General features: G+C 72.1%; 9 protein-coding genes and 1 pseudogene. 4 read left to right on the top strand and 6 right to left on the bottom strand.

What is annotated here, in order from left to right; genetic code table 11:
- Positions 1–344 precede the first annotated feature (344 nt).
- Positions 345–1,601 (bottom strand): annotated as a pseudogene (locus ACFY36_RS41380) (M14 family metallopeptidase); the annotation flags it as partial.
- A gap of 92 nt (positions 1,602–1,693) precedes the next feature.
- Here ACFY36_RS41380 and ACFY36_RS41375 point away from each other — a divergent pair.
- Positions 1,694–4,393, top strand: a complete 2,700-nt coding sequence (locus tag ACFY36_RS41375) for an AAA family ATPase (RefSeq protein ID WP_499751388.1) — start codon at positions 1,694–1,696, stop codon at positions 4,391–4,393.
- Here the strand turns inward: ACFY36_RS41375 and ACFY36_RS41370 are convergent.
- The 3 genes from ACFY36_RS41370 to ACFY36_RS41360 all read right to left on the bottom strand — a co-directional run bounded on the left by ACFY36_RS41370 (position 4,376) and on the right by ACFY36_RS41360 (position 8,696).
- On the bottom strand, positions 4,376–5,212 hold the full coding sequence (locus tag ACFY36_RS41370; RefSeq protein ID WP_499751387.1) for an oxidoreductase: 837 nt from the start codon (positions 5,210–5,212) through the stop codon (positions 4,376–4,378). The two genes, ACFY36_RS41375 and ACFY36_RS41370, sit on opposite strands and share 18 nt — an antisense overlap.
- Positions 5,213–5,281: 69 nt before the next feature.
- The gene (locus ACFY36_RS41365; protein ID WP_499751386.1) at positions 5,282–8,041 is read right to left on the bottom strand and encodes an AAA family ATPase; all 2,760 of its coding nucleotides are present in this window, start codon (positions 8,039–8,041) and stop codon (positions 5,282–5,284) included.
- A 19-nt stretch (positions 8,042–8,060) separates the two neighbouring features.
- On the bottom strand, positions 8,061–8,696 hold the full coding sequence (locus tag ACFY36_RS41360; RefSeq protein ID WP_097328517.1) for a response regulator: 636 nt from the start codon (positions 8,694–8,696) through the stop codon (positions 8,061–8,063).
- A 132-nt stretch (positions 8,697–8,828) separates the two neighbouring features.
- Between ACFY36_RS41360 and ACFY36_RS41355 the strand changes: the two genes are divergently transcribed.
- Entirely contained in the window at positions 8,829–9,755 is a 927-nt protein-coding gene (locus ACFY36_RS41355) for a hypothetical protein (RefSeq protein ID WP_499751385.1), read from the top strand.
- Positions 9,756–9,781: 26 nt separating this feature from the next.
- Complete coding sequence (locus ACFY36_RS41350; RefSeq protein ID WP_499751384.1) at positions 9,782–11,395, top strand: esterase/lipase family protein; 1,614 nt, start codon at positions 9,782–9,784, stop codon at positions 11,393–11,395.
- On the opposite strand, the gene ACFY36_RS41345 is transcribed toward ACFY36_RS41350, so the two are convergent.
- Both ACFY36_RS41345 and ACFY36_RS41340 read right to left on the bottom strand, forming a co-directional pair.
- Positions 11,390–12,766: a hypothetical protein gene (locus ACFY36_RS41345; RefSeq protein WP_499751383.1), complete on the bottom strand. Its 1,377-nt coding sequence runs from the start codon at positions 12,764–12,766 to the stop codon at positions 11,390–11,392. The genes ACFY36_RS41350 and ACFY36_RS41345 overlap by 6 nt on opposite strands.
- Positions 12,763–15,723 carry a peroxidase family protein gene (locus tag ACFY36_RS41340; protein WP_499751382.1) on the bottom strand — a complete coding sequence of 987 codons (2,961 nt, stop codon included), beginning with the start codon at positions 15,721–15,723 and terminating at the stop codon, positions 12,763–12,765. The genes ACFY36_RS41345 and ACFY36_RS41340 overlap by 4 nt, the downstream gene beginning before the upstream one ends.
- An 87-nt stretch (positions 15,724–15,810) precedes the next feature.
- Between ACFY36_RS41340 and ACFY36_RS41335 the strand changes: the two genes are divergently transcribed.
- Complete coding sequence (locus tag ACFY36_RS41335) at positions 15,811–17,490, top strand: GAF domain-containing sensor histidine kinase (RefSeq protein WP_499751381.1); 1,680 nt, start codon at positions 15,811–15,813, stop codon at positions 17,488–17,490.
- The last annotated feature ends 20 nt before the right edge of the window (positions 17,491–17,510 follow it).

Below are 17,510 nucleotides of genomic sequence, written 5' to 3'. Positions count from 1 at the left end.
CGGAGGCGCGGCGGGGGCCGGGCAGACGGCGCGAGGAACACGCGAGAAGGGACGGCACGAGGAAGCGCCGGACGCGAGGCGAGAGGCGCGGGACCCGGGGCGAGAGGCGCGGGGCGGGAGGCACTGGACGCGGGGCGGGGAAATCGGAGCGCAAGGCGAGGGCCGCGAGGAAGGTGGGCGCGGGGCGCGAGGAAACGGGCGCGGGGCCCGAGGAAACGGGCGCGGGCGCGAGGAAACGGGCGCGGGCGCGAGGAAACGGGTGCGGGCGATGAAGGGGCGAGCGCCGGGCGGCCGGCGCGATCAGATGATCGGCCGGCCGCGAGTGGACGGGGTCAGGCTGCGGCGCAGTATGTGGACTGCTTGCCGATCACCTTGTATGGGCAGTCGGCCACCTCGGCCAGCAACAAGGCCGCCTCCTTGTTGCGGGTCGTCTCCCGCGTGATCACGCTGGCCGGCGGGTAGAAACCGCCGGCGGACGCGCTCGTCGGGTACATCTCGAAGGTGTACGCGAAGATCTTGTGGGTGCCCCACAGCCAGTCCAGCAGGTCGCCGTCCGTGACGTAGAGGTCACTCGACTGCTCCGGCGTGTACCTGTTCGTCGCGGCCATCTGGCGGCCGAACGTCGAGAACGTGTTGTAGTCGTCGGCCGTCATGCCCGTCGTCGTGTTGGCCGTTGTGTGGCCGAACGGCCAGAGGACCAGCTCCGAGTACGTGTGGAAGTCCATCGCCGCCCCGATCTGCTGGCGGCCTCCCACCACCCGGCTGTTCACGAAGTCGCGGATCGCCCTCGTCTCCGGCGTCGAGAACGCCGACGGCCCCCGATAGGTCAACGACGACGGCGTTCCCGACGAACCGCCGCAGCAGCCCCACTTGTAGCCGTAGTTGCGGTTCGGGTCGGTGCCGACCGCCGACGAGCCGCTGTTCGGCTGGCGGTTCTTGCGCCATGAGCGGTAGCTGCCGGTCGCGATGTCGTACTCCGCCCCGTCGGGGTTGACCGACGGCACGATCCAGATCTCGCGGGAGTTCACGATGTTCCGGATCCGGGTGTCCGAGGCGTACGAAGACGTGTACAGCTTCAGCAGGTAGATCGCCATCTCGACCGTCAGGTGCTCGCGGGCGTGATGGTTGGCGTCGTACAGGACCTCCGGCTCCGCCTCGTCCGTGCCCACGTTGTCGGAGATCTTCACCGCCACGATGTCGCGGTTCTCGTACGACTTGCCGATGACCCGCTTGCTGGCGATCGCCGGATAGGCGGCCACCACCTGGTTCACGTCGGCGATCATCTCGCTGTAGTTGTGGTAGGGCGCGTCGGAGGGCGGGAAGTCCAGCGTCGTCAGCACCGGCTGCACGGTGAAGCCCTGCCGCTGCAGCTCGCGCACCTCACGGCCGGTGGCCGTGATCTCGGCTACGCCGTGCTGGATGGCGTCGATGGCCGCGCCCGCACGGGCGATCGCGTTGCGCTGGGCGGCGGTCCTCACGTCGTACACCTCGAACTGCCCTGGAATCTCGGAGCCGGACGGGGCGGCCGAGACCGGTCCGGCCACGAGAAAGGCCGAGCCGAGCAGCACGAGCGCTGTCAGGAAGCCAAAGCGTCGTCTCATACCCGTAGCCCACCATCAGACATCGATCAACAGCAATGTCTGCGGCCATGCCAATCGATACCTCCCCACCGCGTGATGGTTAGGGTGATCAGGTGACGACGCTGCGCGGACGGGCGCATGAGCAGGCCGTCCTGACCGGCCTGATCGACGCCGCCCGGTCGGGGCGCAGCGGCGTGCTCGTGCTGCTGGGCGAGGCGGGCGTCGGGAAGACCGCGCTTCTGCGCGAAGCGGCCGGAACCGACGGCGTACAGAAAATCGAAGTCGACGGTGTGGAGGCCGAGCGCGAGCTGCCGTTCGCGGCGCTGCACCAGCTCTGCGCCCCGCTGCTCGACCATCTCGGCAAGCTGCCCGAGCCGCAGCGCGACGCCCTGCGGACCACGTTCGGCCTGCGGGACGGCGTCGCCCCCGAGCCGTTCTTCGTCGGCCTGGCCGTGCTGTCGCTGCTGTCGGAGGCGGCCACCGGCACGCCGCTGATCTGCGTGATCGACGACGCGCAGTGGCTCGACCACGCGTCGGCGCAGACCCTGGCCTTCGTGGCCCGGCGGCTGCTGGCCGAGTCGGTCGTCATGATCTTCGCGGTACGGACTCCGGCCCCGGACGCCCTGCACAACCTGCGCAGCCTCCCCGAGCTGCGGATCGAGGGCCTGCGCGATCCGGAGGCCCGCGCGCTGCTGGCCTCGGTCGTGCGCTGGCCCCTCGACGAACGCGTGCGCGAGGCGATCCTGGCCGAGGCCCGCGGCAATCCCCTGGCCCTGCTGGAGCTGCCGGGTGGCCGGGCCGGCGGCTTCGCCGTGCCGGATCTCCGGAGCCGCGTCGAGGAGAGCTTCGCCCACCGGGTCGACGACCTGCCCTCCGCCGGCCGGCTGTTGCTGCTGCTGGCCGCGGCCGATCCGGTCGGCGACTCGGCGCTGCTGTGGCGGGCCGCCGCCGAGCTGGGCATCGGCCGGGCCGACGCCGATCAGATCGAGGTGGCGGGGCTGCTGCAGATCGGGGTCCGGGTGGTGTTCCGGCATCCGCTCGTACGGTCGGCGGTCTACCGCTCGGCCGCGGCCGCCGACCGTCGCCGCGTCCACGCCGCCCTCGCCGCCGCGACCGATCCTCAGGCCGACCCCGACCGCCGGGCCTGGCATCACGCGCAGGCCACCGAGGGCACCGACGAGGAGGTGGCGGCCGAGCTGGAGGCGTCGGCCGGCCGCGCGCAGGCCCGGGGCGGGCTGGCCGCGGCGGCGGCGTTTCTTCAGCAGGCGGCGGAGCTGACAGATGATTCCGTACGCCGGGCCGACCGTGACCTCGCGGCGGCGCGGGCGACCTATCTCGCCGGGTCCCTCGACGAGGCGTCCGCTCTGCTGAACCGCGCCCAGGCGGGCCCGCACGACGAGCTGCGGGCGGCCCGCGCCGACCTGCTCCGGGCGCAGATGGCGTTCGCCTCCCCCAGCCGCAGCCAGGAGGCGCCGGCCCTGCTGCTGGAGGCGGCCCGCCGCTTCGCCCCGCTCGACGTGACGCGTTCCCGGGACACATATCTGGAGGCCTTCTCGGGCGCCGTCCTGGTCGGCCGCTTCGCCGGGTCGGCCGGTCTGGCCGAGGTGGCCGCCGCCGCTTGTACGGCTCCGCGCCCGCAAGCTGAGACCCGCGCGGCCGACCTGCTGCTCGACGGGCTGGCGTTGCTCTTCACCGACGGGTTCGGGGCGGGCGCGCCCCTCGTGCGGCGCGCGCTGGCCGATCTGCGCCGGGGCGACGTCGCGGCCGAGGAGGCCATCCACCTGATCTACGTGGTGTCGCACGCCGCGCACGCCGTCTGGGACGACGAGGTGTGGCAGGCCCTCACCCACCGCCATCTGCGGCTGGCCCGGGGCGCGGGCGCGCTCGCCGGCATGTCGTACCTGCTCTACCAGCGCCTCGCCCTGCACCTGCACCAGGGCGAGCTGGCCCAGGCCGCCGCCCTGGTCGAGGAGGTGCAGGTCGTCGGGGCCGCGACCGGGAACGTCCAGCCCGACGTGGCCGCGCTGGCCGTGGCCGGCTGGCAGGGCCGCGAGGCCGAGGTGGCCCGGCTGACGCCACTCGTCACCGCCGCCGTGACCGCGCGGCACGAGGGCGCCGTGCTGACCGTGGTGCATCTGTCGAACGCGGTGCTGCTCAACGGGCTCGGCCGTTTCGCGGAGGCTCTCGCGGCGGCGGAGCGCGCCACGGCGTACCCCTTGGAAACGGGGTTTGCGAACTGGGCCCTGGTCGAGCTGGCCGAGGCCGCCGTCCGCGCCGGCGACCGTGCGGCGGCCGGGCGGGCGCTGGAGCGGATCGCCGCCCGCGCCGAGCCGAGCGGCACCGACTGGGGTCTCGGCGCCGAGGCGCGCGCCCGTGCCCTCATCACCGGCTCCGAGGAGCTCTACCGCGAGGCGATCGACCGCTTGGCCCGCTGCCGCGGCGCCTTCTCCCTGGCCCGGGCCCATCTGGTGTACGGCGAGTGGTTGCGCCAGGAGGACCGCGCCGCCGACGCCCGTACGCAACTGCGCACCGCTCACGACATGTTCGTCTCGTTCGGCGCCGACGCGTTCGCCACGCGGTCCCGCCGGGAACTGAGCGCGACCGGCGAGACGGTCCGGGGTGGCGCCCCGAAGGCCGCGACCCGGCTCACCCCGCAGGAGCGGCAGATCGCCCGCCGCGCCCGCGACGGCCAGACCAACGCGGAGATCGGCGCCGAGCTGTTCCTGAGCTCCCGCACGGTCGAGTGGCACCTGCGTAAGATCTTCGGCAAGCTCGCCGTGGCCAACCGCCGCGAGCTACGCGACGCGCTCTAGCTCGGCCAGCGCGTCCGCCGGCAGTTCGAGCGACGCGGCCGCCATGTTCTCGCGCAGGTGCGCTACGGACGACGTGCCCGGGATGAGCAGGATGTTCGGCGCCTGGTGGAGCAGCCAGGCCAGGGCGACCGCGTTCGGCTGGTGACCGAGCCGGGCCGCGACCGTGTCGAGCACTCGCGACTGCAGCGGGTTGAAGCCGCCCAGCGGCCAGAACGGAACGTACGAGATGCCCTGCTCACCGAGCGTGGCGATCAGCTTCTCGTCGCCACGGTGGGCGACGTTGTACCAGTTCTGCACGGTGACGATCGGCGCGATTCCCCGCGCTTCCTCAACCTGGGCCTCGTCGACCACGGACAGGCCCAGGTGCCTGATCAGGCCTTCGCGGCGCAGGTCGGCCAGCGCGCCGAACTCCTCGGCGATCGAGCCCGGCACCGGCGAGTGGCCGTCGGCGCCGCCGCCGACGCGCAGGTTCACCACGTCGAGAGCCTCGACGCCGAGGGTGCGCAGGTTGGAGTGCACCTGCTCGCGCAGCTGCGAAGGCCGGCGGGCGTGCAGCCAGGCGCCGTCCTCGCCGCGCACCGAGCCGACCTTGGTGACGATCCGCAGGCCGTCCGGGTAGGGCGCGAGCGCCTCCCGGATCAGCTCGTTGGTGACGTGCGGGCCGTAGAAGTCGGCGGTGTCGATGTGGTCGACGCCCAGCTCGACGGCGGTGCGGAGCACGGCGATCGCCTCGTCGTGGTCGCGCGGCGGGCCGAAGACGCCCGGACCGGCGAGCTGCATCGCCCCGTACCCCATGCGGTTGACCTCGAAGTTGTTCATGAGATCAAGGGTCGGCCCGGACCGGCCGGACGGTAAGCGTCCTGGTCGTCCTGGGACCGGCAGGGCCACCTATCGCGGACGGCCCAGGGCGGCGGCCAGCTCGCGCCGTGACGCGATCCCGAGCTTGCCGAACACCTTGCGCAGGTGCCACTCGACCGTGCGCGGGCTGAGGAACAGCGCCGACGCGATCTCGGTGTTGGTGCGGCCGGCCTCCGCGAGCTGGGCGACGGTGGCTTCCTGCGGCGTCAGCGCGTCACGGCCGTCCGTTTTCCTTGACCGTACGGCCTCACCGGTGGCCGCCAGTTCGCGAGCCGCCCGCTCGGCGAACGCGGTGGCGCCCATCGCGGTGAAGCCTTCGTAGGCCGCGCGCAGCTCGGCCCGGGCCTCGGTGCGGCGGTTCGACCGGCGCAGCCACTCGCCGTACAGCAATCTCGCCCTTTGGGCCTGGGTCGTGGTCTCCGTGACATCGAGCAGGTCGACGGCCTCGCGGAAGCGGCCGGTGTCCCCGGTCAGCGCGTCGGCGAGCGCCTGCACTCCCCGCGCGGCCCGGGTCGGCGTCGCCGTGGTCCGTTCCCGCAGTTCCGCGCAGGCGCCGGCGGCGACCTCGGTCTCGCCGGCGTGCGCGGCCGCCTCGACCAGCTCGCGCAGCGCCCAATGGTTCAGGGCGAGGTCGCGGTACGAGGCCATGTCCCGCGCCGCCTCCATCGCGGCCCGGTGGTCGCCGTGTCCGTTGTGGAGGATCGCGCGGCCCAGCCCGGTCAGCGCGTGCAGCCGTCCGTCGCCGCGTTCGGCCGCGTCGCGGCCCTTCTCGTCGAACAGGGCGAGGGCCTCGGCCCGCGGCGCCCGGTAGGCGGCCAGGTTGAGCCGGGACAGCTGGTAGACCGACGCGCCGGTGGCCGAAGTGACGGCGTCGACCTCGTCGAGCAGGCCGGCCGCGTCGCCGAGCCGTCCCGCGTCGATCAGCGCGTTGGCCCAGATCGCCAGGGAGGCCGGCAGCAGCGACAGCGCGCCGGTGCCGAGCGCCGAGCGGACGGCCCGCTCGCTCATCCGGTAGGCCAGGTCGAACCGGAACATCTCGTGGGCCACACCGGCGGCCAGCCACACATCCGGGACGTCGTCGCCCACCGCGGCCAGAGCGCGGTCGAACAACGGCACCGCGGCGTCCCGGCCCTTCAGCACCCATGCGCTGAGCCCGGCCAGCAGGCGGTCGGAAAAGGCATCCCCGGCCGTACGGGCGGACTCGGCCGCCAGGCGCAGATCGTCACCACCGAAGCGGCCGGCGTACATGGCCGCCCCGAACGCCATGAGGAAGGCGTCCCGGGCCGCGACCGGGTCGAGCGTCTCGAGCCGCCGGGCGGCGGCCAGCAGCGGAGGCCCGGCGTCGCGCCCGTGGTGCAGCGCGAAGGTGACCTCGGCGCGCACCCGCTCGGCGCGGGCCCGTTCGAGGGGAGCGAGCGGGGCCAGTTCGGCCGCGCCCAGAAGTTCGGGCACCAGCGGATAGGACCCGGCGCCGGCCTGGGCGGCGGCCGCGTCGACGAGCAATACGCCCCGGCGAGCCGGGTCGAGGGTGAGCTCGGCGGCCCGCTGGAGGAAGGCGGCGGCGGCCGACCAGCCGCCGCGGCCGAGGGCCCGACCGGCCGACTTCTCCAGCTCGGTGGCGATCTCCTCGTCCGGCCCGGCCGCGGCGTGCGCCCGGTGCCAGGCCCGCCGGTCCGGCTCGGCGCCCGGATCGGTGACGGCGGCGAGCGCCGCGTGGGCCGCGCGCAGATCGGCGACGCTGCCGGACCGCCAGGCGGCCGACCGGATCAGCGGATGAGGGAACCGCACCCGGGTGCCGAGCTCGATCAACTGCCCGGCCTCGGCCGGTTCGGCGTGCTCGGGGCCGAGCCCGAGCCGGTCGAGCGCCCGCCACAGCAGCCCGATGTCGCCGATGGGCTCGACCGCGGCGGTGACCAGCAGCTGGCGGGTCTTCTCGGGCAGCTCCCCGATGCGCCGCCGAAACCCGGCCTCGACCCGATCGGCCACCGAACCCCCGGCGTGCGCGCCTTCCCCGGCATACGCGCCTTCCCCCACGTGCGCGCCGAAGCCGAACGCGAGATCAGCCGGCGTGTGCCCGCGCGGCAGTTCCCGCAGCGCCAGGGGATTCCCGCCGGCCTCGGCGACGATCCGGTCGCGGACGCGGGCGTCGACCGGCCCGGGCAGAACCACGTCGAGCAGAGCCCGGGCATCGGCGTCGGCCAGCGCGGACAAATGCAGCTCGGGCAGCCCGGCGGCCGCGCCGGACCCGCGGGCGGCCCCGGTGACCGCGCCGGCTTCGCGGGCGGCCAGGACGAGCCCGACCGACTCCACGCTGAGCCGCCGGGCCACGAAGACGAGAATGCTCGCCGAGGCGGCGTCGATCCACTGAACGTCATCGACAACACCGACGAGCGGTCGCCGGGCCGCGGCCTCACCGAGCAGCCCGAGCACGGCCAGCCCGACCAGCAGCCGCTCCGGCACCGGCCCGGCGACCAGCCCGAACGCGGTGGCCAGGGCCCCACGCTGCGGCGCCGGCAGATGATCGAGATATTCCAGGAGCGGCGCACAGAGCTGCTGCAACCCCGCGTACGCGATCTCCGACTCGGACTCGACCCCAGCCGCCCGAACAACCCGGCACCCGGCGCCATCGGTGGCGCGATGGGCCAACTCATCGAGCAGCGCGCTCTTGCCGCTGCCGGCCTCGCCTCGCAGGACCAGCGCCCGGCTGCGCCCCTCGCGGATGTCGCGGAGCAGGCGGTCGAGCTCGCCGAGCTCCCGCTGCCGTCCGAACAGCCCGCCGTCGCCTGTCACGCGGGCAGACTACCCAGCCTTACTTGTCTCCGAGCAAACGTGTGGCCAGCACCGCAGCCTGCGTGCGGCGCTCGAGGCCGAGCTTGGCCAGCATGCTCGACACGTAGTTCTTCACCGTCTTCTCGGCCAGGAACATGCGGGAGGCGATCTCGCGGTTGGTCAGCCCCTGCGCCACGAACTCGAGGATCTTGCGTTCCTGGTCGGTGAGCCCGGCCAGCTCGCGCGGCTGCTCGACACCGTTGCGGATGCGCTCGAGGACCCGCTGGGTGACGGCCGGATCGAGCAGCGACTGCCCGGCCGCGACCCGGCGCACCGCGTCCACCAGGTCGGTGCCGCGGATCTCCTTCAGCACGTAACCCGACGCCCCGGCCATGATCGCCGCGAAGAGGGCCTCGTCATCCTCGTACGAGGTCAGAATAAGCCCTTTGATCGACGAGTCGACCGCTCGCACGTCACGGCACACGTCGATGCCGTTGCCGTCGGGCAGCCGCGCGTCGAGCACGGCCACGTCGGGCCGCAGCGCCGGAATGCGGCGGGCGGCCTCCTGCGCGGACCCGGACTCGCCGACCACCTCGATGTCACCGCCGGCCTGGAGGAGGTCGATGAGGCCGCGGCGGACGACTTCGTGGTCGTCGAGGAGGAAGACTCGGATCACGCTTCATTCCTATCGCGCGGGCGCCGGCACACCAAGGGCCGAAAGACCCTAGTTGGCTTATGTCCTATATCAAAGTGTTTCGCACGATACTCTGCAGTCGAACCGGGCAGACGGCCACGACTGAGGCAAAACATGAAAAACGTGTATCAGCACGTACAACGGGCTGGACTCGACACGGCCGCGATGACCCTGGTGGGCTTCGCCGCCGGCTGCGGCATCGCCCGGCTCGGCTCGGGAGCCACACCCCGGAGCCAGCACTTCATCGACACTCCGGAGTTCGCCATCTGGAGCGCCGTGGTCGGTTTCGAGATCGCCTTGCGGCTGAACCTCTTCAGCGCCCTGTGGATCATCCGCGCCGAGATCCGGTCGCGGGTCGGCGTGGGATGTGTGTGGACGTCCTTCGTGGCGATCCTGATCGTCGCCGGCATCTTCCGCATCGCCGAGTTCATCTACCCGACGATCCACAGCGGGTTGCACGGCAACGGTCTGCGCCGGATGCTGCTGCACCTCAGCATGCTCATCACGCTCGCTCCCGGGCTGGTGAGCCTCTGGCGGATCCGATGGTGGATCTCGCGTGCCCACGTCGCGGACACCTTGGAGCGCCCCGACTCGCCGCAGGCGGGACAGCTGATCTCCGACGTCCTCTACTTCAACCGGACCCTGCAGAAGATCCTCCTGATGATCAGCGCGGTCGTGGTCGTGTCGATCGTCGACGTCGCGGCGTTCCGGATCGCCTACCTGGCCCAGGCGCCGAAGACCAGTGTGTTCCCGGTCGGCCTGGTCGTCCTCTACGGGCTGCTGCTGACGGTGGTGCTGTCCTTCCTCTACCTGCCGGTCTATTCGGGCTTCAACGAATACAAGCGGCAACTGCGCGACGCCCTGTGCCCGGTGCCCGCCGTCGGCGTCCCCGACGAGGCCTGGCACGGCAACCGGGACCGCACCGAACGGCTGCTGCAACTGCCGCGCGGGCCGTGGGAGTCGCTGCGCACCAACTACGCGGTTCTCACACCGCTCATCGCAAGCGTGTTCTCGCTGTTCCTGCCCGGGATCAGGTTCTAGGCACCGATCAGAGGAGTTGACCGATCATGCGGCAAGGCGACCTTCGGCCACTGGTGCTGGTTCGCGGCTTCGGCGGCGCGGACGTCGGTGACGTACAGGCGAGTGGCTATCAGGGATTCAACGACGGCACGGTCTATCCCGGGCGGCGCGGCGACAACTACATCTACGAGGGCTTCGTGCTGCGGGCCATGAAGGCGGAGCGGTATCCCTATCGGGACGCCACGAACGTCGTGGGCTACTACGCCGACGGCAACTGCGCGGCGCCGCCGGACGACTGCGGTTTCGACGCCTCGGTCCTCAGCGGGTCCGTCGCCGTGGACGCCTCGGCCGGTGCGCGGATTCTCGAGGCCGGCGTCGCCGGGACGATGTGGGTGTACCGCTTCTACGACCTCCGCCCGAGGACCATCGAGTGTTTCGGCGCCGGGCTGGCCCGCCTCATCGACATCATCGCGAAATGCGCGGCCCGACGGGGCGAGACGTTCCGCGGCGTGGACATCCTGGCCCACAGCATGGGCGGCCTCGTGGTGAACGCCGCACTCAAGAACATGACCGAGGCCGGGATCGACGCGCGGGACATGGTGCACCGGATCGTCACGCTCGGCACCCCGCACCGCGGCATCGCCTTCAACCTGCTGCCCCGCTGGATGGGCGACCTCCTCCCCCGCTCGTGCGACGCCGGGGACGAGCTCGCGGCGTTCGACCCGTGCCGGACGGCGTTCCTCGAGGTCGCCTCCCGGTTCGACCCAAGGCGCATCCTGACCGTCGTCGGCACCGACTACCGCAGCTACGGCACCCGGATGGCCACGCTGGCCAACCGGGTCGCCGGCCTGTTCGACGAGGGGTCGCTCGAGAACAACCGCAGCGACGGTCTCGTCAAACAGGCGTCGGCCCAGCTGCCGGGCTCGCCCCGGACCTTCGTGCACAAGTGCCACGGTGGCCGCGACTCTCTGGTGACCTCCCGCGAGGCGTACGAGATCGCGATGCGCTTCTTCCACGGTACCCACCGGGTGTGTCTGTGGCTCGACGACGCGGACGTGAGCAGCGGAGGAGACCACTTCGGCCGGAGCGAGTTCTATCTGGGGGTGTCGATCAAACCGCTGTACGTCGACTTCGAGCTGTTCCACCAGAGCGCCGAGGCGGAGAACTGCTACGGGCCGTTCCACGACCGGCGCCTCGCCGATCCGCTCCCCGACCGTGACACCGAGCTCAGCCGGCCGCTGGCCGAGTGCGGCGACCGGACGAACTCGTGGGCGGGCCCGGACCGGCTGATCTGGGAGGGGTGGCTCGACGCCAACCTGGCCGGCTCCCGCGACCCGGTCTTCCGCCTCGACATCTATCTGAGCGAGCGCGACGCGTTCGGCATCGGTTTCTCCGACAACGTGGTGTACCGCAAGCAGCTCTACGTCCAGGCCGTCCTCGGATCCGGCCCGGTGACGCTCTACGTGCACAACAGCGAGCGTTTCCTGGGGCCGAACGGTCCCGCGGGCGGCGCCGAGCTCGAGGGCATGGCGGAGAACTCGGCGACGGCGGCGGTCCAGCGGGCGGAGCCGACCGGCCGGCCCGGCGAATGGACCTTCCGCACTCAGGGCGCCTCGTTCGCCGCCACCTGGCGGGTGGCTATGGCCGCCGAGACGTCATGAGGCGTGCCAGCGCTGGTCGTGCTCGCGGTGCGCGCCGGTCAACCCGCCCTGGAAGAACCGTTCGTAGTACGGCTCGTCGACGTGGTGGGCCTGGATCCACACGCCCGGCACGTGGATCGCCTCGCAGTGCGCCGGAAAACGCCGGTGGGTCTCGTAGATGTACGAGCAGATGTCGGTCGTGCACGCGATCACGTCGGCCGCGTAGTCGCTGGCCTCGGCGAGGTATTTGCGGCCGAACTCGCCCTTGTAGACGCGGTCGAACAGGGCGTGGTCGGAGTAGATCCCGTCCGGGCCGAACTTGTCGGCCACGACCGCGGCCACCGCGTCGGCCATGCTGTCGTAGTAGGGCGGGCACATCGCCTTGATCAGGTACTCGCCCTGGTGGCGCAGGCCGACGGGGTGGGCCCGCGCCCGCGCGAACCAGGGCAGCGGGATGTGCCAGCGCGGCAGGTCGGCCGGTCTCCACTCCGGCACCACCCATTCGAAGCCGAGCATCGGCCCGTACGTCTTGCGGTACTGCGGGTGCCCCAGCAGGACCGGCGGTGAGATGGCGCCGTGGATCCAGGCGCCCAGCCCCATCGCCTCGGCGCCCAGCATGAGGTTCTGCAGCAGCAGATCGGCCTCGATCTGGGTGCGCATCGGCCCGATGGCCCCGAGCGGCAGCTTGATCCGTTTGTTCAGGAAGCCGTTGCGCACCCACTCCTTCACCCCGGCCATCCGGTAGAAGTTGCGGTCGTCGACGATCGCCGGCCGGGCGCCGGCGGGCTGGGTCAGCAGATACATCATCCCGTTGATGTACTGCCGGGACAGGTCGACCACCGGGAACAGGACGGTGGTGCCCGGAAGGTTCGACAGGAACCGGTTGGAGTCCAGGTAGGCCGGGAAGTCGCGGTTGCCGCCCGGAACGTCGATGCGGTGGTCCAGGACGCGGACCTTCGCCGCCCGGGCCCGGGCGATCAGCGTGTCGGCGTCGAGCAGTGAGCCACCGTCCGCCGGCGGCGGCAGGTGGCGCAGGAAGTAGGTCCCGCTGTCATTGATCAGGAAGAACGACGTGCCCTGGGCGTTGTCCGGGCTGCCGGCGGTCCGCCCGGCCATGGTCAGGTTGGGCTTGGCCATGATCGGCGCGCCGTCGCGCGGATCGGTGAACGGACGGTCGGGCATCGTGAGCCCGGTGCAGCCGGTCAGCGCGATGAGGACCGCCTCTTCGAGCTCGCTCAACGGGTGCCGCGGCTCGGCCGACTGATAGCTCATGGAGCCGGCCGGCACCGAACTGCCCTGGCTGACCCGATGGGTGCGCCGGCGGAAGACCGTCTCCAGCAGGGGCTGGTCGAACAGGGTGTCGAACCCGGCCGCCGTCCGCCGGTCGGTCATTTCGCGCCGCTTCCGCCACGCGCCGGCGGCTCCGGCACCGGCCGCCACGGCGCGAAGGCGCTCGCGTCCCGCGGGAGGACGGCCGCGAGGTCCGGGCAGTGCCGCTGGATCACGCTGGTCATGCCGTTGTTCGCGATCCAGTCGAGGCCGAACGGTGAGTAGATCTCCGGCCGGAAGTCCACGGTGAGGAAGCGGTCGCTCTGCAACCGGCGCGACGCCATCAGGATGAAGACGCGGAAGGCGGTGTCGGAGAATCCGAACCCCTCGGGCGGGGTCTCGGCGAACAGCCCGACCATGGTGTCGACCTCGTCGATGTCGCGGTACACCTCGCGCAACCGCCGGACCGACTCCGGATCGGCGCACAGGTCCTCCCAGCGCTCCAGGCGCGGCTTGTGCAGCCCGGCCCGGAAGTCGTTGTAGCGCGGGATTCCCCGCCGCCGGGTGCGGACCAGGTCGACGACGGACAGGTCGATCCGCTCGCCGTCGCGCTCGAGCTCCTGCAACGCCCGGGGATAGTTGTGCAGGGTGATCGCCCCCGGATGGGACAGCCCGAACGAGTAGAGCATGTTCTCGAGCCCGAGCGCGCGCAGCTCGTCATCGGCCGCGTTGCCCTGGATCTGGAGGAAGCCGCGGCGGTCGAGGATCTCGTTCGTCCGGTGGTCGCGATAGACGTACTCGTCCGGCAGCAGCGGATGCATCCGGTAGACGGTGACGAAATCCTCGGTCAGCGAGTACGGGGCGGCGTGGTGGTCCGGCATCGTCCCCGGGATGCCCGTGTTCGCGTGCTGGTCGACGAGCCACATCCCGAGCCGGGTCATCCAGTCGTGCGCGGGCGGCCCGTTCCAGTTGCTCTTGAGGCCCACGTCGATCGTCTCGGTGCCGAGGATCGCCGGTGTCCACTCCACCGTGTGGATCTTCGCGATCAGCGCCGACACGATGAGCCGGGCGGTCTGGTAGACCCGCTCGTCGTTCCAGCCCCGGTAGTGCGAGCGCAACTCGTCGCAGATCACGTTGTGCTCCCGGGCGAACAGCGTGTGCAGGCCGCTGAGGCCCAGCCACCAGCTCTCGTTGAACCCGGTGACCTCCTGCCCGTTGAGATCCTGGGGCAGGTGTCCTCCGGCCGTCAGCCGCAACTTCGCGCCGTCCCGCAGCGCGTCCGCGCCGGCCTTGTCCCCGCCGTACACCTCGGACCCGTCCCACCAGTGGGAGGCGGCATTGGAGAACAGCCGCTCGGTCCCGTCCGGCCCGGCCGGGCCCTGGGCGATGTTCCCGGCGATGCGCATGCGGGGCTCGGGCGCCCCGCCCGGGGTGTTCGACCATCCGGGCATGCCCGGCGGCAGCGGCACGACGACGTCGTTCCTGCCCAGCGGATGGCGGGCGTGGTTGACCCAGTCGTGCACCTGGAACTGGATCCAGGCCGCGGCCAGCAGGTTCATCGACGGCGCGGGGCGGAACGTCTCGCGGTACAGCAGCTCCCGGCTGACCACGATGGGGTTGGGCTCGTCGAACAGATCCGCCCGGTAGTCGGCCCGCAGATTGCGGCCGAACGTGGAGCCGACCGAACCCATGCGCGGATCGGACAGGTCGTTCGACGTGCCGTCGTAGGTGCGCCAGACCCGCGCGGTCTCGTCCGGCGCCGCCGGCACCGGGCGGGCGGCCGGCGGGGCCTCCCGCGGTTCGGTGTCGATGAGGTTGGCCCGGCGCAGGTCCTGGCGCAGCACCTGAAGATTGAGCAGCCCGAGCCGTACGCCCAGGCGGTGCCAGGGCACGAACCGGTTGACGAGCTTGAGCGCCGAGCCCACCGCGGCGCCCACGACCACGTTCCGCACCGGGGTCTCGCCTTGCCATCGCAGTTGGCGACGGTGGGCCGCGCTGGCGTCGTACGCCGCCTTGCGCGCCCGGTTGAGATTGCCCAGCGGCCGGAAGCCGTCAGTGGTGTTCCAGGGGTTGAAGTCCAGGCCGTTCAGCGCGGCCGGCTCGGCGCGGGCCCGCACGGTGAGGATGGCGACCGGCTCGACCGGAGTGTCGCGGGGCGTCCAGGAGACGGCGGTGTCCTCGATCGGCGTGGTCGCCTCGTCGCGGAACCGCTGGACGCACAACTCGAAGCGCATCGGCCCGGCCGCGAGCCGCCGTGCCGCCTCGTGGGCGAGGTGGTCCGGATCGTTCCAGGCCGGTTCGGATCCGGGCGGCGTGCCGGGCGCGGGGCGCAGCAGATAGCGGACGGCGAGGCCGTCACCCCAGGCGATGGCGCCGCGGCTCCAGTACGTCTCGGTGGCGACGCTGAGCACCTTCCGGCGCCGACCGGCCTGGATGTTGCCGAGCATCCGCTGGGTCTCCGACGGCCCGTCGGTGATCGCGAGCCGCAACAGCCCGGCCACCTGGGACAGCCGGTCACCGGCGGTGGCGACGGCGAACCGCACGAACTGCCCGGCGTCACGAGCGTGCGACACGGGGTAGTTGGTGGCCAGGAGGTCGTGCTGCTCGTCCGGCGACACGATGATCCGCAGCGCCACCCCGCGCAGGTCGGGCACCAGGTCGGGCTGGGTCTTCCCGGCGGCGTTGGAGAAGCGCACCGCCACGGGATAGGCGGCGCCCGGCTGGGCGAATCCGGTGCGCAGGTCCTCCGGCAGATCGAGGAACCTGAGCTCGGCGTCGTCGGCGGCGAGGGTGGCCTTGGCGTGGAAGGCACGGTCGACAGCGTGCGGGACGCCGTGCGCGCCGGCCGCTTTCCGGGTGCGGAGCTGGACTTTCATGACGTCGCGGGCCAGCCGCTCGAAGACGGCCCGCTCGGCCTCCGGGCTGCCGCCGAGATAGGTCTCGGACCAGGCCGGCGTGGCGGGACCCGGCGGCGCCTCGGCGCTCGATCCGGCCGGACTCGTGGACTCCTTGAGCATGGTGGACGGTCCCCTCGGTCCCGGCGGAAAGCGCCAGGCGGCGAGTTCCCCCTCGTCAACCATCCTAGACCGATATAAACATAAATGAGGCGATTTTTTCGAGCGGTCCGCCCGCCGTCGCTGAGCCGGCCACCGAATAGGGTGTGCGGCATGGCCGACAGCACTCCCGACCTGCCTTCTCTCGGGCTTCGCCCGCTTTCCCGGGTACGCCTCGACGAGCTCCTGAAGGAGATGCTGGACCGCGTCGGCGAGGTGATGACCAGCCGCGAGCGCCTGCGCGCCCTGCTCGACGCGGTGGTCGGCATCGGCACCGACCTCGACCTGCGCAGCACCCTGCAGCGCATCGTCGAGTCGGCCTGCGCCCTGGCCGGCGCCCGGTACGGCGCGCTCGGCGTGCTCAACGCCGACAGCTCGGGCCTGTCCGACTTCATCACCCACGGCATCGATCCGGCCACCCACGCCGCGATCGGCGACCTGCCGCACGGCCGGGGTGTCCTCGGCCTCCTGATCACCGACCCGCACCCCGTGCGGCTTCCGGACATCACCCGCCATCCCAACTCGTACGGCTTCCCGCCGCACCACCCGCCGATGCACAGCTTCCTGGGCGTGCCCGTCCGCACCCGGGACCAGATCTTCGGCAACCTCTACCTGGCCGAGAAGCAGGGCGCCGACCAGTTCTCCGACGACGACGAGGAGATCGTGGTCGCCCTGGCCGCCGCGGCCGGCGTGGCCATCGACAACGCCCGCCTGTTCGCGCTGGCCCGCCGCCGCGAGCGCTGGCTGGCGGCCGCCGCCGAGATCACGGGCGTCCTGCTGGGAACCGTCCGCCGCACGGAGGCCCTGCGCCTGATCGCCCGCCGGGCCCGCGAGGTGGCCGACACGGAACTGGCGATGGTCCTGCTGTACGACGAACAGGCCGCCCGCTACACCATCGAGGCCGCCGACGGTCTGAGCGCCGACTGCCGGACCCTGGAGGGTCGCGCGGTGGCCGCCGACCTTTCCGGCCACGACACCATCGACAACCTGGCCGCCGCGGCCGACTGGCCCGGCCCCGTCCCGTCGGGCCCGGCGCTGGCCGCCCCGCTGGCCGCGGCCGGCTCCCGCCGGGGCGTCCTGATCGTCACCCAGCCCGCCGACCGGGCTCCCGACGCCGAGGACGCGGTGCTGCTGTCCACTTTCGCCGGTCAGGCCGTGCTGGCCCTGGACCGGGCCCGGGCCCAGGAGGAACGCGAACAGCTGGTGGTGCTGGAGGATCGCGAGCGCATCGCCCGCGACCTGCACGACGTGGTCATCCAGCGCCTGTTCGCCACCGGCATGCAGTTGCAGGGCGCGGTCGCGCACGCCGGCCGCCCCGAGGCGGTGAAGCGCATCAACGCGGCGGTGGACGACCTGGACGCCACCATCCGAGACATCCGCCGTTCGATCTTCGAGCTGCGGGCCCCGGTCGGCCCGTCCCTCCGCGCCGAGATCAGCAAGACGGTCCAGGAGGCCGCCGAGCCCTTGGGCTTCCGCCCCGTCCTGGACACCACGGGCCCGGTCGACAGCGCGGTCCCCGACGACGTCGTCCCCGAGCTCCTGGCCGTCCTCCGCGAGGCGCTGGCCAACGTGGCCCGCCATGCCCAGGCCACGTCCTGCCGGGTCTCCCTGCGCGCCACCGGCGACGAGGTGATCCTTCAGATCGAGGACGACGGCATAGGCTTCGATCCGTCCCTGGCCCGGGGCGGCCTGGCCAACATGTCCGACCGGGCCCAGGACCTCTCCGGCTCCTTCGAGGTGACAGTGGCCCCCTCCGGCACCGGCTCCCTGCTGACCTGGCGCGCCCCGCTGTGAACCGGCCGGGCGGGCCGGCC

Source organism: Actinoplanes sp. NPDC000266, from assembly GCF_042899005.1.
GTDB lineage: Bacteria > Actinomycetota > Actinomycetes > Mycobacteriales > Micromonosporaceae > Actinoplanes.
Note: the sequence above shows the minus strand (reverse complement) of the source record. Positions and strands in the feature narration are given on the sequence as shown.

Coding starts and splice junctions, on each gene's coding strand:
- ACFY36_RS41340 (WP_499751382.1), bottom strand. CDS start 15,723: ATGGTTGACGAGGGGGAACTCGCCGCCTGGCGCTTTCCGCCGGGACCG.
- ACFY36_RS41355 (WP_499751385.1), top strand. CDS start 8,829: ATGAAAAACGTGTATCAGCACGTACAACGGGCTGGACTCGACACGGCC.
- ACFY36_RS41335 (WP_499751381.1), top strand. CDS start 15,811: ATGGCCGACAGCACTCCCGACCTGCCTTCTCTCGGGCTTCGCCCGCTT.
- ACFY36_RS41345 (WP_499751383.1), bottom strand. CDS start 12,766: ATGACCGACCGGCGGACGGCGGCCGGGTTCGACACCCTGTTCGACCAG.
- ACFY36_RS41350 (WP_499751384.1), top strand. CDS start 9,782: ATGCGGCAAGGCGACCTTCGGCCACTGGTGCTGGTTCGCGGCTTCGGC.
- ACFY36_RS41370 (WP_499751387.1), bottom strand. CDS start 5,212: ATGAACAACTTCGAGGTCAACCGCATGGGGTACGGGGCGATGCAGCTC.